The organism is Corallibacter vietnamensis (genome assembly GCF_039537875.1).
In the GTDB taxonomy this organism is placed as follows: domain Bacteria; phylum Bacteroidota; class Bacteroidia; order Flavobacteriales; family Flavobacteriaceae; genus Corallibacter; species Corallibacter vietnamensis.
In genome coordinates this window covers 134,366-152,721 of record NZ_BAABBI010000002.1, presented here as the reverse complement: position 1 = coordinate 152,721, position 18,356 = coordinate 134,366, and the positions used below count along the sequence as shown (strand labels likewise).

Here is an 18,356-nt window from a genome sequence, read left to right as displayed (position 1 = left end):
TTTTAAAGTTTTATTAGTTTCTTTTGATATATAAGTAACCTTGATTGTTAAGGGTTTGCTGATTAAATTGTCGTGTTAATATATAGAAGTATGTACCTGTAGGTAATTCTTCATTTTTACTAATAGTTACACGACCATCAGAAACACCTCTAAAAACATTTCCAGAAATACCATAGCCATCTGTTTCATAAACCTTAACTCCCCAACGATTAAATATCTTAAGATTATTATTTGGAAAATTTTCAATACCCTCTATCAAAAAGAAATCATTTAAACCATCTCCGTCAGGTGTAATGCCATTAAAAATTTCAAATCCTGCATTAAGTACACTAGGTAATACGGTGACTGTTGGATCATCTGGCTCTCCGTCATCATTTATATCTACATCCTCTAAATTTGTAGGATCATCGGATGTATCAGTTATTGTATTTCCTGATGCATCAAAAGCAATAACCTCTGCTTGATTTGTAACCAACATGTTATTTATATCAGCTTGTGTAATAGTATAAGTCGCCGTAAATGTAGAGTCATCAATTTCTCCTGGTAACAATTCCGAAATTGGACCACCTTGAATCTCTATACCCGGAAGAGCATCTTGAATTACAATGTCATAAAGTGTTGATAAGCCCGTATTATAAACCGTAAATGTATAGGTAATTGTCTCGCCTACTTGAGCTGCTCCACTACCATTCTCATCATTAAACACGGCTACTTTTTCAAGAGACACTGAACTTGAGTTACACACCAATGTCACTGTTGGGTCATCTTCTAACACACTATCATCATCAGATAAATCTGCGACTACAGTCCCATTTGCAACACTTATTCCTGACACAATAGCCTGATTACTTATTAATCCATTATTTATATCGGCTTGAGTTATTACGTAAGTAGATGTATACAACCAGGTTTCATTGAAATCTAATTCGCCATCGTTATCTAAATCTCCAGACGCTAAAGCTATAACACCTCCTAACATGTCGTCATTCAACTCTACACTATCAATAATTGCGTTTCCTTGATTGGTTACCGTAAATGTATAGGTGATGGTCTCACCTACATCGCTACAGCTATCGCCATCTTCGTCATTGAATACTCCAACTTTGATTAATGCGATATCAGCGGATTGACAAAGCATCGTTTCTGTTACTTCGTCTTCTGTGATGCTGTCGTCATCTGATAAATCACTGACATCAACGCCACCTGTGCTTGTTCCAGTTACTGTTGCTTGGTTGCTTACTGATCCAGCATCTATATTGGCTTGCGTAATGGTGTAATCCATCGTATAAATCCAAGTCTCATCAACGTCTAATTCAGTATCTGAATCATCATCGCCTGATGCTAATGCTATCGTTCCGCCTAACATTGGATCGTCTAAAATCACATTCGTGATACTTGCGTTTCCTTGATTGGTTACCGTAAATGTATAGGTAATGGTCTCACCTACATCGCTACAGCTATCGCCATCTTCATCATTGAATACTCCAACTTTGATTAATGCAATGTCAGCTGATTGACAAAGCGTTGTTTCTGTTACTTCGTCTTCTGTGATGCTGTCGTCATCTGATAAATCACTGACATCAACGCCACCTGTGCTTGTTCCAGTTACTGTTGCTTGGTTGCTTACTGATCCGGCATCTATGTTGGCTTGCGTAATGGTGTAATCCATCGTATAAATCCAAGTCTCATCAACGTCTAATTCAGTATCTGAATCGTCATCGCCTGATGCTAATGCTATCGTTCCACCTAACATTGGATCGTCTAAAATCACATTCGTGATACTTGCGTTTCCTTGATTGGTTACCGTAAATGTATAGGTAATGGTCTCACCTACATCGCTACAGCTATCGCCATCTTCGTCATTGAATACTCCGACTTTGATTAATGCGATATCGGCGGATTGACAAAGCATCGTTTCTGTTACTTCGTCTTCTGTGATATTGTCGTCATCTGATAAATCACTTACATCAACGCCACCTGTGCTTGTTCCGGTTACTGTAGCTTGGTTGCTTACTGATCCGGCATCTATGTTGGCTTGTGTAATGGTGTAATCCATTGTGTAAATCCAAGTCTCATCAACGTCTAATTCAGTATCTGAATCATCATCGCCTGATGCTAATGCTATCGTTCCTCCTAACATTGGATCGTCTAATACCACATTCGTGATACTTGCGTTTCCTTGATTGGTTACCGTAAATGTATAGGTGATGGTCTCACCTACATCGCTACAGCTATCGCTATCTTCGTCATTGAATACTCCGACTTTGATTAATGCGATATCAGCGGATTGACAAAGCATCGTTTCTGTTACTTCGTCTTCTGTGATATTGTCGTTATCTGATAAATCACTGACATCAACGCCACCTGTGCTTGTTCCAGTTACTGTTGCTTGGTTGCTTACTGATTCGGCATCTATGTTGGCTTGCGTAATGGTGTAATCCATCGTGTAAATCCAAGTCTCATCAACGTCTAATTCAGTATCTGAATCGTCATCGCCTGATGCTAATACTATCGTTCCTCCTAACATTGGATCGTCTAATACCACATTCGTGATACTTGCGTTTCCTTGATTGGTTACCGTAAATGTATAGGTGATGGTCTCACCTACATCGCTACAGCTATCGCCATCTTCATCATTGAATACTCCGACTTTGATTAATGCGATATCGGCTGATTGACAAAGCATCGTTTCTGTTACTTCGTCTTCTGTGATGCTGTCGTCATCTGATAAATCACTGACATCAACGCCACCTGTGCTTGTTCCAGTTATTGTTGCTTGGTTGCTTACTGACCCGGCATCTATGTTGGCTTGCGTAATGGTGTAATCCATCGTATAAATCCAAGTCTCATCAACGTCTAATTCAGTATCTGAATCGTCATCGCCTGATGCTAATGCTATCGTTCCGCCTAACATTGGATCGTCTAATACCACATTCGTGATACTTGCGTTTCCTTGATTGGTTACCGTAAATGTATAGGTAATGGTCTCACCTACATCGCTACAGCTATCGCTATCTTCGTCATTGAATACTCCGACTTTGATTAATGCGATATCGGCGGATTGACAAAGCATCGTTTCTGTTACTTCGTTTTCTGTGATGCTGTCGTCATCTGATAAATCGCTGACATCAACGCCGCCTGTGCTTGTTCCAGTTACTGTTGCTTGGTTGCTTACTGATCCAGCATCTATGTTGGCTTGCGTAATGGTGTAATCCATCGTATAAATCCAAGTCTCATCAACGTCTAATTCAGTATCTGAATCGTCATCGCCTGATGCTAATGCTATCGTTCCACCTAACATTGGATCGTCTAATACCACATTCGTGATACTTGCGTTTCCTTGATTGGTTACCGTAAATGTATAGGTGATGGTCTCACCTACATCGCTACAGCTATCGCTATCTTCGTCATTGAATACTCCGACTTTGATTAATGCGATATCAGCGGATTGACAAAGCATCGTTTCTGTTACTTCGTCTTCTGTGATATTGTCGTTATCTGATAAATCACTGACATCAACGCCACCTGTGCTTGTTCCAGTTACTGTTGCTTGGTTGCTTACTGATCCAGCATCTATGTTGGCTTGCGTAATGGTGTAATCCATCGTGTAAATCCAAGTCTCATCAACGTCTAATTCAGTATCTGAATCGTCATCGCCTGATGCTAATGCTATCGTTCCACCTAACATTGGATCGTCTAATACCACATTGGTGATACTTGCGTTTCCTTGATTGGTTACTGTAAATGTATAGGTGATGGTCTCGCCTACATCGCTACAGCTATCGCTATCTTCATCATTAAATACTCCGACTTTGATTAACGCGATATCGGCTGATTGACAGAATCCTGTAGTTGTCGCATCAATATAACCGCCATAAACTTCTAATGAATTTATAACACTTGCTAGTGAACCAGCTGTTATTTGCACTTCGTCAAAAGCTAATGTTGTCTCAAAAGCTACAATATAAAATGCATCTGTAGACGTTGGTGTAATGTTTACAAGCCCTAAAGCTTCTAACGCTAATAAATTACTAGCTGTTTGCTGTTCTTGCTGAACATCGTCTAAATAAGTTGTAATGGTAATAGAATTTAATAAATCAACTTGTAATAAATCATTTGTATCTCGTATTACAAAGCCTGCAGTTGTTCCTGCTGGATAATCTGTAAGAACATCTTGAACAGAAATTGAACCTGATGCTGCTACACCTGCAACAACGTTTATCATAGCAAAATCACTATCATCTTCTGAAATAACATTTTGCGTATTATCAACTTCACATGCAGCACAAATTAATCCGTCTGTACCTGTTCTATTATTATTGATTATTACTGAATCGTTAGGATTTGATAACACATAAGGCTCATCACAATTAATAATTCCAGGACAGAAAGATTCTAATACTAATCCGTAAACTCTAGTACTTCCTAAACTCAACGAAACAAGCTGTGACATTGTTATTTGAACTTCATCAAAAGGTGCTGTAGTCACAAAACCTATTCGTGTTGACTCAGTTCCTGTTAAAAGTAATCCAGAATTTACAGGTACAAGCTCTGTTGCCCCTGTTCTAGATTCAACTAATGTCCCATCTAAATATGTCGTAATAGTTATAGCATCAAACAGTTGCGTGTTTAATAATGTAGCATTTTCAATATCAAACCCTGCATATGTTTCAGCTGGATAATCTGTTAATTCATTTTTTACAGCTAGTGATGCTGTTGCAGCTAAACCTGCCAATAAATCTATTGTTGCATAGTTGCCGTAATTTGAATCAAAAAGATTGCTTGTATTATTTACACTACCAACACCAAGTAAACCTCCTGTTCCTGTGTGCTCATCAACTATTCTTACTGGAAAATCAGGTTTTGTTAATACCGTTGGCGTATTACAAGCTAAATCAGGTCCTTCACAAAAACTATTTGTTACCGCATGATAAACATTTGTAGTAGATAAAACACCCGCTAAACTTGAAATTGAAATTTCTATAGCATCATAATCCATTGTCGTGTAAAAACCTACATAATACGCATCTGAACCTAACAACGAACTATTTATCGCCGCTAATGACGTACTGGTATTTACTTCTTGTAAATTACCATCAAGATAAGTTCTAACGACAATAGCATCTAATAAATCAACTTGCAATACAGAACTATTTTCAATTAAAAAACCTGCATAACCACCTGCAGTAAAAAACTCTGAAGTTGTTTCATCTGTAACAGTCAACGTATGTGTTACTCCCAAACCTACTAATGTTGCTATAGTGGCAAAAGTATCTGTATCTGAATCTATTATATTTCCGCTATTTAAGACACCACAACCGGCAACACAAAGACCTGTAGTGTTCTCTGTAATGCTTAAATCTGTAAAACCAGAAGCAGTAATTGCAACCGGATCTATAGTGTTACAAGGAACAGGATACTGCACGCCATCTGTATACACAATAAACTCTGCTGTTTTTTGACAATCTAATGCATCTGTAACTGTAACAGAGTAAGTTCCTGCTGTTAATCCAGATATAACATCAGTTGTTTCACCATTTGGACTCCATAGATAAGAGTAAGGAGGCGTTCCTCCTGAAACCGATATTGAAAGATTACCATCTGACAGACCTATAGCAGTTTCATTTATAATTGTTCCTTCTATTTGCATAGAAGTATCAACATAACCACCATAAACTTCTATACTATTTATCACTCCAACGAGGGACCCAACTGTGAGCTGAATCTCATCATAATCTAATGTTGTATTAAAACCAACTAACTGGTAACCGTTTGTAGAGCTTGGAGTAATGCTTATTAAGCCTAAAGCTTCTAACGACAATAAACTACTTGCAGTTACAGACTCTTGTAAAGTCCCATCTAAATATGTTGATATTGTTAAGGAGCTTAATAAATCTACTTCTAACAAATCATTTGTATCTCGTATTACAAAGCCTGCTTGACTTCCTGCTTGAAAAGTATCTAATACATTTTCTACAGAAATAGAAGCTGTACTAGCAACACCAGCAACAACATTAATCATTGCAAAGTCTGAATTACTTTCGCTAACTACATTAGTAGCATTATCAACCTCACATCCTATGCAGGCAATACCATTTATTCCTGTATTTGTATTATTTATTATTACTGGTTGAGAAGGGTTATTTAACAATGTGGCTTCACCACAAGCTAATGTTCCCTCACAAAATGATTCTAACACAAGCCCATAAACTCTTGTACTTCCTAAGTCTAAAGAAACCGTTTGCTGGATTGATAATTGTACTTCATCAAATGGTAGTGATGTAACAAAACCTATTTGTGAGCGCTCTGAACCAGTAAACAGTAAACCGCTTCCTACAGATAATAATTCAGAACTCCCTGATTGACTTTCTTGTAAGACTCCATCTAAATATGTATTAATTGTTGTTCCATCTAATAAATCTAAATTTAAAACTGAGGAGTTCTCAATATCAAAACCTACATATGTTTGTTCAGGGTAATCTGTCAACTCGTCTTTTATTGACAAGCTTCCTGTAGCTAAAACACCTAATGTGAAATCTATACTTGCATAAGAACTACTATTAGAATCTATAGCTGCATTAGCATCTACAATAGTCCCTACACTTAAAACACCTCCAAAACCTGTACGAGAATCTACAATTTTAGCTGGAAAATCCGGCTTTGAAAGCATTGTTGGTGTATTACAAACCAGTGCTGGTCCTGGACAAAAATCGCTCGAAACCGCATGATATATATTAGTTGCAGACAAGACACCTGCTAAACTTGAAATTGAAATTTCTATAGCATCATAGTCCATCGTAGTATAAAACCCTACATAATATTGGCTACCTGCCAGTAGTTGTACGACAGCAAGTGAGCTACTTGTGTTGAGTTCTTGTAGAGTTCCGTCAAGATACGTTCTCACTGTTATAGCATTTAGCAAATCAACCTCAAGTACAGATGATGTTCCTAATAAGAAACCAGCATAACCTCCTGCATTAAAAAATTCATCAACTGTATTGTCTGTAACAGTAATTGTATGTGTTATACCCACTCCTATATCTGTTACAACAGTAGAAAAATTTGATTCATCTGCATCAATTATATTAGCCTCGTTTGTAACGCTACAGTTTAAGACGCATAATCCGGTTGTAGATTTTGTTACAGATAAGTCACTGTAGTTTAAGGCTGTAATTGGCACAGGAACATCTGTATTACAGGGCACATTAACTGGAGGTAAAACCAACTCATTATCAACAGGTAAATTGCTGCCTCTTGTATTTATAAATGAAAATAATGTTACAGCCAAAACCAACAGGTAAAGCATCCTTTTTTTTCGGGTAAAAAGCTTTGTAAAAACTAAATACGGGTAAGTAAAATTGCACATAATTTATAGACATTTTGGGATTAAAATCTTAAACATGACACAACTGAAAAATCAAAAAAAATTGATCAAATGCGTACACAACACATCGCTATAGCTTCAAAGAAAAATCTTTGAAAAAACAGAAAATGTGTTTAGCTATAAATTATTTCTTAGGGGGAAGAATTTTAAAGTTTTGAGCTAAACTTTACTAAAATGTTAACTTAATATCATATTATTATTAAAATAAAAAATATAATAGATATATCATAAATATAAATACATTAAACATTATTAAAAAAGGAAAAACATCATTTTTCGATGAAATACATCAAAATATTAACATTTTAATATAAACCAACTTATTTTATAAAAATTTATCTCCAATCATACTTAATAGTATATTTGCAACCTATTTTTACGGATAATTATGAGTTTTAACAAGGAAATAAATAGACGAAGAACTTTTGGTATTATATCGCATCCCGATGCTGGTAAAACAACTTTAACAGAAAAACTACTTCTTTTTGGTGGTGCAATTCAAGAGGCTGGTGCTGTAAAAAGTAATAAGATAAAAAAAGGTGCTACAAGTGACTTTATGGAAATTGAACGCCAAAGAGGTATCTCTGTAGCAACTTCAGTATTAGCTTTTGAATATAATGGGATCAAAATTAATATTCTTGATACGCCAGGACATAAAGATTTTGCCGAAGATACCTTCAGAACACTCACTGCTGTTGATAGTGTTATTGTTGTAATTGATGTAGCCAAAGGTGTTGAGGAGCAAACTGAAAAACTTGTTGAAGTATGTAGAATGCGAAATATCCCTATGATTGTGTTTATTAACAAACTAGATCGAGAAGGAAAAGATGCTTTTGATTTACTTGATGAAGTTGAGCAAAAACTTGGATTAAGTGTTGTTCCATTAAGCTTTCCTATAGGAATGGGTTATGACTTTAAAGGTATCTACAATCTATGGGAAAAAAATGTAAACCTTTTTAGTGGTGATAGTAGAAAAAATATTGAAGAAACAATAGAAATATCTGATTTAGCTTCTGAAGAACTTAATGAATTAGTTGGAGAAAAAGCAGCAAATACTTTAAGAGAAGAAATTGAATTGGTTGAAGGTATATATCCTACTTTCGATAAAGACACATACTTAAATGGACAGCAACAACCTGTGTTTTTCGGCTCTGCCTTGAATAATTTTGGTGTTCGTGAACTACTAGACTGTTTTGTTGACATTGCGCCAAAACCTAGACCAAAACAAAGTGAAGAGCGTTTGGTTAAACCAGATGAAAATAAATTTACTGGCTTTGTATTTAAAATACATGCCAATATGGATCCAAATCACAGAGATAGATTAGCATTTATAAAAATTGTTTCAGGAAAATTTGAACGCAATAAACCTTATCTTCATGTTAGAAATAATAAAAAACTGAAATTTTCTAGTCCAAATGCTTTTTTTGCAGAAAAAAAAGAAATCGTAGATGTATCTTATCCAGGTGATATTGTAGGTTTACATGATACTGGAAACTTTAAAATTGGAGATACTCTTACCGAAGGAGAAGCTATAAACTACAAAGGTATTCCTAGTTTTTCACCTGAACATTTTAGATATATCAATAATGCAGATCCTTTGAAATCAAAACAACTATACAAAGGTATAGACCAGTTAATGGATGAAGGTGTTGCGCAGTTATTTACATTAGAACTTAACGGACGAAAAGTTATAGGAACTGTTGGAGCATTACAATATGAAGTTATTCAATATAGACTTGAGCACGAATACGGAGCAAAATGCACCTATGAAAACTTAAATGTTTTTAAAGCATGTTGGGTTGACCCTGAAGATGAAAAAAACGAGGAATACAAAGAGTTTTTAAGAGTAAAACAACGTTTTCTTGCCAAAGACAAGCATGATCAATTGGTGTTCCTGGCTGATTCAGCATTCTCATTACAAATGACACAACAAAAATATCCAAGTATAAAATTCCATTTTACATCAGAATTCAAATAAATTTTGTTTTTAATCGATTGTTTTATACATTTAAACGATATTTTATAATAACACCCCCAAATCAAATCGCTTATGGAAATAAACAATAATGTTTTCAGTAACGATGATATTACTGTTACCTACAAACCAAATGTGTGCATAAATGCAACACGCTGTGCCAAAGAACTTTCAAATGTGTTTAGGGAGTCTGTAATTCCTTGGATAAATCTTGACGGTGCGTCGACAAAAAAAATAATTAAGCAAGTAAAAAAATGCCCATCTGGTGCATTACAATATTGCTTAAATAAAAAGAAAGCTAGCTAGTTTTAATAGAAATAAACTCTAATAATAAAAAATCCCTTTAAGAAAATACTCTTAAAGGGATTTTTTAATTTTTTAAAATATTAGGCTTCTCCTGTAGGGCCAAAATTAAGAGGAATTGGTGGTTGCTCATAATCTTTAATCTCTCCGTGGGCATTTTCAAACCTATTAACATTATCTGCCAATGCTTTTAGTAATCGTTTAGCATGTTGTGGCGTTAATATAATTCTAGATTTTACTTTACTTTTTGGAGTTCCAGGCATAATACTTACAAAATCTACAACAAATTCTGATACAGAATGATTGATTATTGCAAGGTTAGAATATATTCCTTCTGCTACCTTTTCATCAAGTTCTATATTAATTTGCCCTTGTTTTTTTTTATTGTCATCAGCCATAATAAAAATACTTTATTAAAAAAAGAATCCCGCTTTACAGCGGGAATACTTTTTAATTATAATTAACTTCTTGCTTTGCTTGCATCATTTCATCAAATTCTTCTTTAGAACCAACGATAATGTTTTCATAAGCTCTCATACCAGTTCCAGCTGGAATTCTATGACCTACAATTACATTTTCTTTAAGTCCTTCTAGAGAATCTACTTTACCATTTACTGCTGCTTCGTTAAGAACCTTTGTAGTTTCTTGGAACGATGCCGCTGATATAAATGATTTAGTTTGTAATGACGCTCTTGTAATACCTTGAAGTATTGGAGTTGCTGTTGCTGGTCTAGCATCTCTTGCTACAACCAATTGCTTATCTTCTCTACGTAATAATGAGTTTTCATCTCTTAATTCGCGTGGAGAGATAATTTGACCTGCTTTTAATGTAGCAGAGTCACCAGCATCTTCAACAACTTTCATTCCGAAGATTTCATCATTCTCTTCTATAAAGTCTGACTTATGAATTAACTGATCTTCTAGGAAAATTGTATCTCCAGAATCAATGATTCTTACTTTACGCATCATCTGTCTTACAACAACTTCAAAGTGCTTATCATTAATTTTCACACCTTGTAATCGGTAAACTTCTTGTACTTCATTTACCAAGTATTGTTGTACAGCAGAAGGTCCTTTGATATTTAAGATATCGTTTGGAGTTATAGAACCATCAGATAAAGGCATACCAGCTTTTACAAAGTCATTTTCTTGAACAAGAATTTGATTTGATAATTTCACTAGGTATTTCTTAATATCACCTAATTTAGATTCTACAATAATCTCACGGTTACCTCTCTTTATTTTACCAAATGATACAACACCATCTATTGCACTTACTACAGCTGGGTTTGATGGATTACGTGCTTCAAATAATTCTGTTACACGTGGAAGACCACCGGTAATATCACCTGCTTTTGCTGATTTACGAGGTATTTTTACTAAAATTTTACCAACTTTAATTTTATCTCCGTCGTCAATCATTAAGTGAGCTCCTACTGGTAAGTTGTATGAACGAATCGTTTCTCCGTTAGCGTCTTCAATATGAAGCGTTGGGATTAACTTTTTGTTTCTAGATTCAGAAATTACTTTTTCTTGGAATCCTGTTTGTTCATCTATTTCAACTTGGTAAGTTACACCTTGCTCAATGTTTTCATATTTTACTTTACCAGCAAATTCTGAAATAATTACACCATTATATGGATCCCATTGACAAACCGTATCTCCTTTTTTAAGAGTATCTCCGTTTTTAACAAAAATTGTAGACCCGTAAGGAATGTTATTTGTGCTTAACACAATACCTGTTTTCTTGTCTACAAGTTTTAATTCTGATGTACGAGATATTACTATATCTACAATGTTTCCTTCTCCATCTTCTCCTTTTACAGTTTTAAGGTCATCAATTTCAGCAACACCATCAAATTTAACAACTAACTTGTTATCCTCTGAAATGTTTCCTGCAATACCTCCTACGTGGAATGTACGTAATGTTAACTGTGTTCCTGGTTCTCCAATTGATTGTGCTGCAACAACACCAACTGCTTCGCCTCGTTGTACCATTTTACCTGTTGCTAGGTTACGACCGTAACATTTAGCACAAATACCTTTTTTAGCTTCACAGCTTAATGGAGAACGTACTTCTACAGATTCTATTGGAGAGTTTCCTATAGCTTTTGCAATATCTTCAGTAATAAGTTCACTTGTTCCAACTAATAACTCGTCAGTAAGAGGATCAAATACATCGTTTAATGAAATACGACCTACAATACGCTCTTGTAAACTTTCTACAACTTCATCGTTTTTCTTTAAAGCTGTTACTTCAACACCTCTTAAAGTACCACAATCTTCACTATTTACAATAACATCTTGAGATACATCTACAAGACGACGTGTTAAGTAACCAGCATCTGCTGTTTTAAGAGCCGTATCGGCAAGACCTTTACGAGCACCGTGAGTTGAGATAAAGTATTCTAAAATTGAAAGTCCTTCTTTAAAGTTAGAAAGAATTGGGTTTTCAATAATTTCTCCACCACCAGCATTAGATTTTTTCGGTTTTGCCATTAATCCACGCATACCTGTAAGCTGACGAATCTGCTCTTTAGATCCACGAGCACCTGAATCAAGCATCATATATACCGAGTTAAATCCTTGTTGGTCTTCTCGAATACGCTTCATAGACAATTCAGTTAATTCGGCATTGGTAGATGTCCAAATATCAATTACCTGATTGTAACGTTCGTTATTAGTGATAAGTCCCATGTTGTAGTTAGCCATAATGCCATCTACTTTTACATTGGCGCTATCTATCATTGACTGCTTTTCTGGCGGAATAATAATATCACCTAAACTAAATGATAAACCACCTTGGAATGCAAAGTTATATCCTAAAGTTTTTATTTCATCTAAAAACGCTGCTGTTTCAGGAACGCTAGTAACTTTTAAAATATCACCAATGATGTTTCTTAATGATTTTTTAGTAAGTACTTCGTTGATATAACCAGCTGCATGAGGTACTTTTTCATTAAATAATACACGTCCTACAGTTGTATCTATGATTTGAAGAACTAATTTTCCTTCTTCGTTAAAATCAAAAGTTCTTACTTTTATAGCGGCATTAAGATCTACACGTCCTTCATTGTAAGCAATTACTACTTCTTCTGAAGAATAGAATGTTAAACCTTCTCCTTTAATTTTTACTTCATCAGTAGATTTACGCTCTTTAGTCATATAATATAAACCAAGTACCATATCTTGAGAAGGTACAGCTACTGGCGAACCATTAGCAGGGTTTAATATGTTATGAGATGCTAACATTAAAAGTTGTGCTTCTAATATAGCTTCTGGTCCTAAAGGTAAATGTACCGCCATTTGGTCACCATCAAAATCGGCGTTAAATGCCGTAGTAACTAATGGATGTAATTGGATTGCTTTTCCTTCTATTAATTTTGGCTGGAAAGCTTGAATACCCAATCTGTGTAATGTAGGAGCACGGTTTAGTAATACTGGATGTCCTTTAAGAACGTTTTCCAGAATATCCCAAACTACAGGCTCTCTTTTATCTATAATTTTCTTTGCAGATTTTACAGTTTTTACAATACCTCTTTCAATTAATTTTCTAATTACAAAAGGTTTGTATAACTCTGCTGCCATGTTTTTAGGCAATCCACATTCGTATAATTTTAATTCAGGACCTACAACAATTACAGAACGTGCAGAATAATCAACACGCTTACCAAGTAAGTTTTGACGGAAACGTCCTTGCTTACCTTTTAATGAATCTGATAGTGATTTTAATGGTCTGTTAGAATCAGTTTTTACAGCTGAAGACTTACGCGTGTTATCAAATAATGAATCTACAGATTCTTGTAACATACGTTTTTCATTACGTAAAATTACTTCTGGTGCTTTTATCTCTACTAAACGCTTTAAACGGTTGTTTCTGATAATTACACGACGATAAAGGTCATTTAAATCAGACGTAGCAAAACGACCTCCATCTAGTGGTACTAATGGACGCAATTCTGGTGGAATGATTGGAATAACTTTCATAATCATCCATTCAGGACGATTTTCTCTATTTTCATTAGACTCACGTAAAGCTTCTACTACTTGTAAACGCTTTAAAGCTTCTGTTTTACGTTGTTTTGACGTTTCAGTATTTGCTTTATGACGTAACTCAAATGATAAGCTGTCTAAATCTATTCTTGATAATAATTCTATTAAACACTCTGCACCCATTTTAGCGATGAACTTATTAGGGTCTGTATCTTCAAGATATTGGTTATCTTGAGGAAGTGTTTCTAAAATATTTAAGTATTCTTCTTCTGTTAAGAAGTCCATTTTTTGTAATGGTTCTCCTTCAGCATTATTAGCGATACCTGGTTGAATTACTACATAACGTTCGTAATAAATGATCATGTCTAATTTTTTAGACGGTAATCCTAATAAGTATCCTATTTTGTTTGGTAACGAGCGGAAGTACCAAATGTGTGCTACAGGAACAACTAAATTAATGTGTCCTACACGGTCACGACGTACTTTCTTTTCTGTTACTTCAACACCACAACGGTCACATACAATACCTTTGTATCGTATACGTTTATATTTACCACAAGCACATTCGTAATCCTTTACAGGACCAAAAATACGCTCACAGAATAAACCATCTCGTTCTGGTTTATGTGTTCGATAATTGATAGTTTCTGGTTTTAAAACTTCACCGCGAGATTCTGCTAAAATAGATTCTGGTGATGCTAAACCAATTGAGATTTTGTTAAATCTCTGTACTGTATTCTTATCTTGTTTTCTTGCCATAATATATGGTGATATCGAATTATTTGTAAACTTGATGCACATGGTTTATTTCTAAACCATGTGCTGTATATTATTCCTCTAATCTAATGTCTAGTCCTAAACCTTTCAATTCGTGCATTAATACATTGAAAGATTCTGGTAATCCAGGTTCTGGCATTGGCTCCCCTTTAACGATACTTTCGTAAGTTTTTGCTCTACCAATAACGTCATCAGATTTTACTGTCAATATTTCTCTTAAAGTACTTGATGCACCATATGCTTCAAGTGCCCAAACTTCCATCTCACCAAAACGCTGACCACCAAATTGTGCTTTACCACCAAGAGGCTGTTGAGTAATTAATGAGTAAGGTCCTATAGAACGTGCGTGCATTTTGTCATCTACCATGTGACCTAATTTCAACATGTAAATAACTCCTACTGTTGCTGGTTGATCAAAACGATCTCCTGTTCCACCATCATATAAATAGGTATGACCGAATCTTGGGATTCCAGCTTCATCAGTAAATTCATTAATTTGATCTAGACTAGCTCCGTCAAAAATAGGTGTCGCATATGTACGATTAAGTTTTTGACCAGCCCAACCTAAAACAGTTTCATAAATCTGTCCGATGTTCATACGAGATGGTACACCTAGTGGGTTTAATACTATATCAACTGGTGTTCCGTCTTCTAGGAATGGCATATCTTCTTGACGTACTATACGTGCAACAATACCTTTGTTACCGTGACGACCCGCCATTTTATCACCTACTTTAAGTTTACGCTTTTTAGCAATATATACTTTTGCTAATTTGATAATACCAGCTGGTAATTCATCTCCTACAGATATTGTAAATTTCTCACGTCTTAATGAACCTTGTAAGTCATTTTCTTTAATCTTGTAGTTATGGATTAAGTCTGCTACTAAACTGTTTGTGTAGTCATCTGTTGTCCAAGTACCTGATGTTAAATGAGTATAATCATCAACAGCGTTTAACATTTTAAGTGTGTACTTTTTACCTTTTGGTAAAACTTCTTCACCTAAATCGTTAAAGATACCTTGAGCAGTTTTACCGTTTACAATGGCAAATAATTTTTCAACTAAAACAGCTTTTAAGTCTTCAAATTTTCTGTTGTAGATACCTTCTAGTTGTGTTATATCTTCTTTATCTTTAGCTCTTTTACGCTTATCTTTAATAGCACGAGCAAAAAGTTTTTTGTCAATAACAACACCGTTTAATGATGGAGATGCTTTTAATGAAGCGTCTTTTACATCACCGGCTTTATCTCCAAAGATGGCACGTAATAATTTTTCTTCAGGAGTTGGATCGCTCTCACCTTTTGGTGTTATTTTCCCTATTAGGATATCACCTGGCTTAACTTCAGCTCCAACGCGAATCATACCGTTTTCATCAAGATCTTTTGTTGCTTCTTCAGAAACGTTAGGAATATCATTTGTTAACTCTTCGTTACCTAATTTTGTATCACGTACTTCTAGAGAATATTCATCAATATGAATTGATGTAAAGATATCTTCACGTACTACTTTTTCAGAAATTACAATCGCATCCTCAAAGTTATACCCTTTCCAAGGCATGAAGGCTACTTTCATATTTCTACCTAAAGCTAACTCTCCGTTTTCAGTAGCATAACCTTGACAAAGTACTTGACCTTTTTTAACCTTATCTCCTTTTACAACGATAGGTTTAAGGTTAATTGATGTACCTTGGTTTGTTTTTCTAAACTTAACAAGTGGGTATGTTTTTGTATCGCTATCAAAACTTACTTTTGCTTCATCTTCAGTTCTATCGTATTTGATAACTATCTCGTTTGCATCTACATACTCTACAACACCATTACCTTCAGCATTTATTAATACACGAGAATCTGATGCTACTTGTCTTTCTAATCCTGTTCCTACAATTGGAGCTTGAGGTCTTAATAATGGTACGGCTTGACGCATCATGTTAGATCCCATTAATGCACGGTTGGCATCATCATGCTCTAGGAAAGGAATTAAAGAAGCTGAAATAGATGATATTTGGTTTGGCGCTACATCAGTATAATTTACTTGTGTAGGATCGATTACAGGGAAATCACCTTCCATACGAGCAATTACTTTGTCGTGAAGGATTTTTCCATCATCATCAACTTTTACAGTTGCTTGCGCGATTAACTTTTCTTCTTCTTCTTCAGCACTTAAATATATTGGCTCTCCTTTTATGTCTACAACACCATTTTCTACTTTTCTATATGGTGTTTCAATGAATCCCATTGAATTCACTTTTGCATATACAGATAGAGATGATATTAAACCAATGTTTGGTCCTTCTGGTGTTTCAATAGGACATAAACGACCGTAATGTGTATAGTGAACGTCACGTACCTCAAATCCTGCTCTTTCACGTGATAAACCTCCAGGTCCTAATGCTGATAAACGACGCTTGTGCGTGATTTCAGCAAGTGGATTGGTTTGATCCATAAATTGAGAAAGCTGGTTTGTACCAAAAAACGAGTTAATTACAGATGATAATGTTTTAGCATTAATCAAATCTATAGGTGTAAATACTTCGTTATCACGAACGTTCATACGCTCACGAATAGTACGTGCCATACGTGCTAAACCAACACCAAATTGAGATGATAATTGTTCTCCTACTGTACGTACACGACGGTTAGATAAGTGATCAATATCATCAATCTCTGCTTTAGAGTTGATAAGCTCAATTAAATATTTTATGATGGTAATGATATCTTCTTTGGTAAGCACTTGCTTATCCATACCTATATCAAGACCTAATTTTTTGTTCATTCTGTAACGACCTACTTCACCTAAAGAGTAACGTTGGTCAGAGAAGAATAATTTGTCTATAATACCACGAGCAGTTTCTTCATCTGGCGGCTCGGCATTACGTAATTGACGATAAATATGTTCTACAGCTTCTTTTTCGGAGTTTGTTGGATCCTTTTGAAGTGTATTATGTATAATGGCGTAGTCTCCTTGTTGTGCACTTTCTTTATGTAAAAGAATAGTTTTTACATTAGTCTCAAGGATTTCTTCGATATTGTCTTTATCTAAAATAGTATCACGATCAAGCACAATCTCGTTACGCTCTATGGATACTACTTCTCCTGTATCTTCATCAACGAAGTCTTCATGCCATGTATTTAAAACACGAGCAGCAAGCTTACGTCCTAAAACTTTCTTTAATCCTGATTTTGACACTTTAACTTCTTCAGCAAGGTCAAATATTTCAAGGATATCTTTATCACGTTCAAAACCAATGGCTCTGAATAATGTTGTTACAGGTAATTTTTTCTTACGATCGATATACGCATACATAACACTATTAATGTCTGTTGCGAATTCAATCCAAGATCCTTTAAAAGGTATAACTCTGGCAGAGTATAATTTAGTTCCATTTGCATGGAATGATTGACCAAAGAACACACCTGGTGAACGGTGTAATTGAGAAACAACTACACGCTCTGCTCCATTAATTACAAAAGTACCACTCGGAGTCATGTAAGGGATTGTTCCTAAATACACATCTTGAACAATGGTTTCGAAATCTTCATGTTCAGGGTCTGTACAGTACAATTTTAGTCTTGCCTTAAGCGGTACGCTATAAGTAAGTCCTCTTTCTATACACTCTTCTATGGTATATCTTGGTGGGTCAATAAAGTAATCTAAAAATTCTAAAACAAATTGATTACGTGTGTCTGTTATTGGGAAGTTCTCCATGAAGGTATTGTAAAGCCCTTCATTCCCTCTTTCTTCAGATTTTGTTTCTAGCTGGAAAAAATCCTGGAAGGATTTGATCTGAATATCCATAAAGTCTGGATATTCGGTTCTATTGATAATAGAAGAGAAATTTAATCTTTCAGCTTGTTTTGCTAACATCAATGGACGGAATTTTGATTAAAAAAAATTGTGTGTGCGTAATACCTTGCGATTATATA

Annotated in this window: 6 protein-coding genes; 2 read left to right on the top strand and 4 right to left on the bottom strand. The window is 35.2% G+C overall.

Features of this window, described 5'->3' with window-relative positions; all coding sequences use genetic code 11:
• Positions 1–13: 13 nt before the first annotated feature.
• Entirely contained in the window at positions 14–7,288 is a 7,275-nt protein-coding gene (locus ABD690_RS09095; RefSeq protein WP_344729616.1) for a DUF7507 domain-containing protein, read from the bottom strand.
• 484 nt (positions 7,289–7,772) lie between these two features.
• Between ABD690_RS09095 and ABD690_RS09090 the strand changes: the two genes are divergently transcribed.
• Both ABD690_RS09090 and ABD690_RS09085 read left to right on the top strand, forming a co-directional pair.
• On the top strand, positions 7,773–9,362 hold the full coding sequence (locus ABD690_RS09090; protein ID WP_344729614.1) for a peptide chain release factor 3: 1,590 nt from the start codon (positions 7,773–7,775) through the stop codon (positions 9,360–9,362).
• A gap of 72 nt (positions 9,363–9,434) precedes the next feature.
• Positions 9,435–9,665 (top strand): (4Fe-4S)-binding protein, encoded by a 231-nt coding sequence (locus tag ABD690_RS09085; RefSeq protein ID WP_344729612.1) that lies wholly within the window; start codon positions 9,435–9,437, stop codon positions 9,663–9,665.
• Positions 9,666–9,745: 80 nt separating this feature from the next.
• On the opposite strand, the gene ABD690_RS09080 is transcribed toward ABD690_RS09085, so the two are convergent.
• From ABD690_RS09080 to rpoB, 3 genes are all read right to left on the bottom strand, one after another.
• Complete coding sequence (locus ABD690_RS09080; RefSeq protein ID WP_344729610.1) at positions 9,746–10,060, bottom strand: DUF3467 domain-containing protein; 315 nt, start codon at positions 10,058–10,060, stop codon at positions 9,746–9,748.
• 52 nt (positions 10,061–10,112) lie between these two features.
• Complete coding sequence (rpoC, locus tag ABD690_RS09075; protein WP_344729608.1) at positions 10,113–14,414, bottom strand: DNA-directed RNA polymerase subunit beta'; 4,302 nt, start codon at positions 14,412–14,414, stop codon at positions 10,113–10,115.
• 70 nt (positions 14,415–14,484) lie between these two features.
• A complete protein-coding gene (gene rpoB, locus ABD690_RS09070) occupies positions 14,485–18,297 on the bottom strand; it encodes a DNA-directed RNA polymerase subunit beta (protein ID WP_344729606.1) in 3,813 nt (1,270 codons plus the stop codon).
• Positions 18,298–18,356: the final 59 nt, after the last annotated feature.

Coding starts and splice junctions, on each gene's coding strand:
- ABD690_RS09090 (WP_344729614.1), top strand. CDS start 7,773: ATGAGTTTTAACAAGGAAATAAATAGACGAAGAACTTTTGGTATTATA.
- ABD690_RS09085 (WP_344729612.1), top strand. CDS start 9,435: ATGGAAATAAACAATAATGTTTTCAGTAACGATGATATTACTGTTACC.
- rpoC (WP_344729608.1), bottom strand. CDS start 14,414: ATGGCAAGAAAACAAGATAAGAATACAGTACAGAGATTTAACAAAATC.
- rpoB (WP_344729606.1), bottom strand. CDS start 18,297: ATGTTAGCAAAACAAGCTGAAAGATTAAATTTCTCTTCTATTATCAAT.
- ABD690_RS09080 (WP_344729610.1), bottom strand. CDS start 10,060: ATGGCTGATGACAATAAAAAAAAACAAGGGCAAATTAATATAGAACTT.